This window comes from Nocardia sp. NPDC049737 (assembly GCF_040674755.1).
In the GTDB taxonomy this organism is placed as follows: domain Bacteria; phylum Actinomycetota; class Actinomycetes; order Mycobacteriales; family Mycobacteriaceae; genus Nocardia.
The window spans coordinates 1,873-4,146 of record NZ_JBFANH010000087.1 but is presented as its reverse complement, the minus strand read 5'-3'; the positions used below and the strand labels follow the sequence as shown (position 1 = coordinate 4,146).

General features: G+C 64.6%; 2 protein-coding genes. Both read left to right on the top strand.

The features are described 5' to 3' along the window. The first annotated feature begins 241 nt into the window (after positions 1-241). Positions 242-991 carry a rhomboid-like protein gene (locus AB0J47_RS42125; RefSeq protein ID WP_364360284.1) on the top strand — a complete coding sequence of 250 codons (750 nt, stop codon included), beginning with the start codon at positions 242-244 and terminating at the stop codon, positions 989-991. Positions 992-1,049: 58 nt separating this feature from the next. Further along, positions 1,050-1,736: an endonuclease NucS gene (gene nucS / locus AB0J47_RS42120; RefSeq protein WP_364360281.1), complete on the top strand. Its 687-nt coding sequence runs from the start codon at positions 1,050-1,052 to the stop codon at positions 1,734-1,736. The last annotated feature ends 538 nt before the right edge of the window (positions 1,737-2,274 follow it).

Genomic DNA, 2,274 nt, shown 5'->3' with positions numbered 1-2,274 from the left:
CGCCGATGGTACTGCACTCGACAGGGTGTGGGAGAGTAGGACACCGCCGGAACATCCTTGCGAAAGGCCCCCAACACCGTTGGGGGCCTTTTTGCTTTATATTCTCCTTGCGCGCGGTGCGGTACGAGGTTTCGTAGCAATCTCACAGGGAATAGTTACCCTATGCGGCGCTCCGGTGGCCATGATGGAGAATGACAGAAAGTAGTAATCAGCATCGGCAGGTTCCGAGTAGGAGCGGTCGATGTGCATGGAGGTGTTGATGGTCGCAGCGACGACAACCGCCGACCGCGCGCCGGTCGATCCCCTCAGGCCGCTTCGCTCGCGCTGGTGGCAGCTGAGGCTTCCGGCGACGTTCGGATATCTGGCGGCCCTTGTCGCTGTTACGGCGGTCTTCTCGGCGATGAGCGAGTCGGCGCAGGCGCGGATGGTGCTGCATGCGAGTACGAATCTGCACAATCTGCTGAACGGCCAAGTGGGCACCATGCTGTCGAGCGCACTGGTGATCGGCGACGTCAGTGCCGCATGGGTGCTGATTCCGTTGCTCGGTTGTCTACTGGCACTTGCCGAGTTGCGTTTCGGTGCTGTGCATATGGTGCGCGTGTTCCTGGCCGGACATATCGGTGCCACGCTCCTTGTGGCGCTCGGTCTGTGGATAGCGATCGAGGCCGACTGGTTGCCCGCCAGCATCCGCTGGGCCCAGGACGTCGGCGTCAGCTACGGCGCCATGGCGTTGGTCGGGGCGATCGTGGTCGCCATTCCACACCGCTGGCGAATCGCTTGGTCCACTGTGTGGTTCCTCGTCGCGGCCGAGGGTGTGCTGATCGAACGGACCTTCACCAATGTCGGTCACCTGTTGGGGTTCGTCATCGGAACCGCGGTCGGCTTCGGCATGCTGCGCGCGAAAGCGGCGTCTACCCGCCGACTCACGCGGGTCGAATCCGGCCTGCTCGCTGTGAGCGCGTTCCTCGCGGCAATCCTGCTCATGGGCTGAACGCCGACGCGGCAGGGGTGACGCCGGGCGGGACCGGGCGCTCACCTACAGTGCTTGGGTGCGCCTAGTGATTGCTCGCTGTCAGGTCGACTACGTAGGGCGACTCACCGCCCATCTCGCGATGGCCCGCCGATTGTTGCTGATCAAAGCTGACGGTTCGGTCCTCGTACATTCCGATGGCGGCTCGTATAAGCCGTTGAACTGGATGAGTCCGCCGTGCTGGTTGCAGGAGCGCGACGGTGACGCGGTGCCCGAGGGAGCGAAGGCCTTCTGGGTGGTTACCAACAAGGCGGGTGAGGAACTGCGCATCACCATCGAGGACGTCGAGCACGACTCCTCGCATGAGCTGGGAGTGGACCCGGGTCTGGTGAAAGACGGTGTGGAAGCCCATCTTCAGGAGCTGCTCGCCGAACACGTACAGACCCTCGGCCCCGGCTACACGCTGATCCGCCGCGAGTATATGACCGCCATCGGCCCGGTAGATCTACTCTGCCGCGATGCCGACGGCGCCACCGTGGCCGTCGAGATCAAGCGTCGTGGCGAAATCGATGGCGTCGAGCAGCTCACTCGCTACCTCGAACTCCTGAACCGCGACACGCTGCTCGCCCCCGTCGCCGGCGTCTTCGCCGCCCAACAAATCAAACCCCAAGCCCGCACCCTCGCCGAAGACCGCGGCATCCGCTGCCTAACCCTCGATTACGACGCCTTACGCGGCACCGAGAGCAACGAATTCCGCCTCTTCTAGTTTTCTCCCCGCCGTGGCGAATGACTCCGTCTACTGCGCACCGGTTAGCGCCGCTGTGTATGGGTCGGCGCTCGCGCGTGAGTTCGCCCGCTGGGCGTGAACTTGCCTGCTGCGCATTGGTTCGGTTCGCCGCTGCGTGAGTTCGCCGGCCGCGCATGGGTTCGCCTAGCGCACTCGGGCCTGCCGCCGCTGCACATGGGATCGGTGGTCGCGCCTGCGCTCGTTCGCTGGGCGTGAACTTGCCCGCTACGTGTGACCTCGCCCCGCACGCATGGGTCGCGCGCTGCACATTGATTTGCTCGACGGGCATGGGGTCGTGTGCCGCGGTGGGTTCGCCAGGCCAGTGTGCACCGGCGCAGGAAATGGTGCGCGACGGGCGTGGATTGGATCCCCGGGGTGCGTGAGCGGGCGGTGCGGGGAGCTGCTGGTGGTGTGTGAGGTCGCTGGTGGTGTGTGAGGTCGCTGGTGGTGTGTGAGGTCGCTGGTGGTGTGTGAGGTCGCTGGTGGTGTGTGAGGTCGCTGGTGGTGTGTGAGGTCG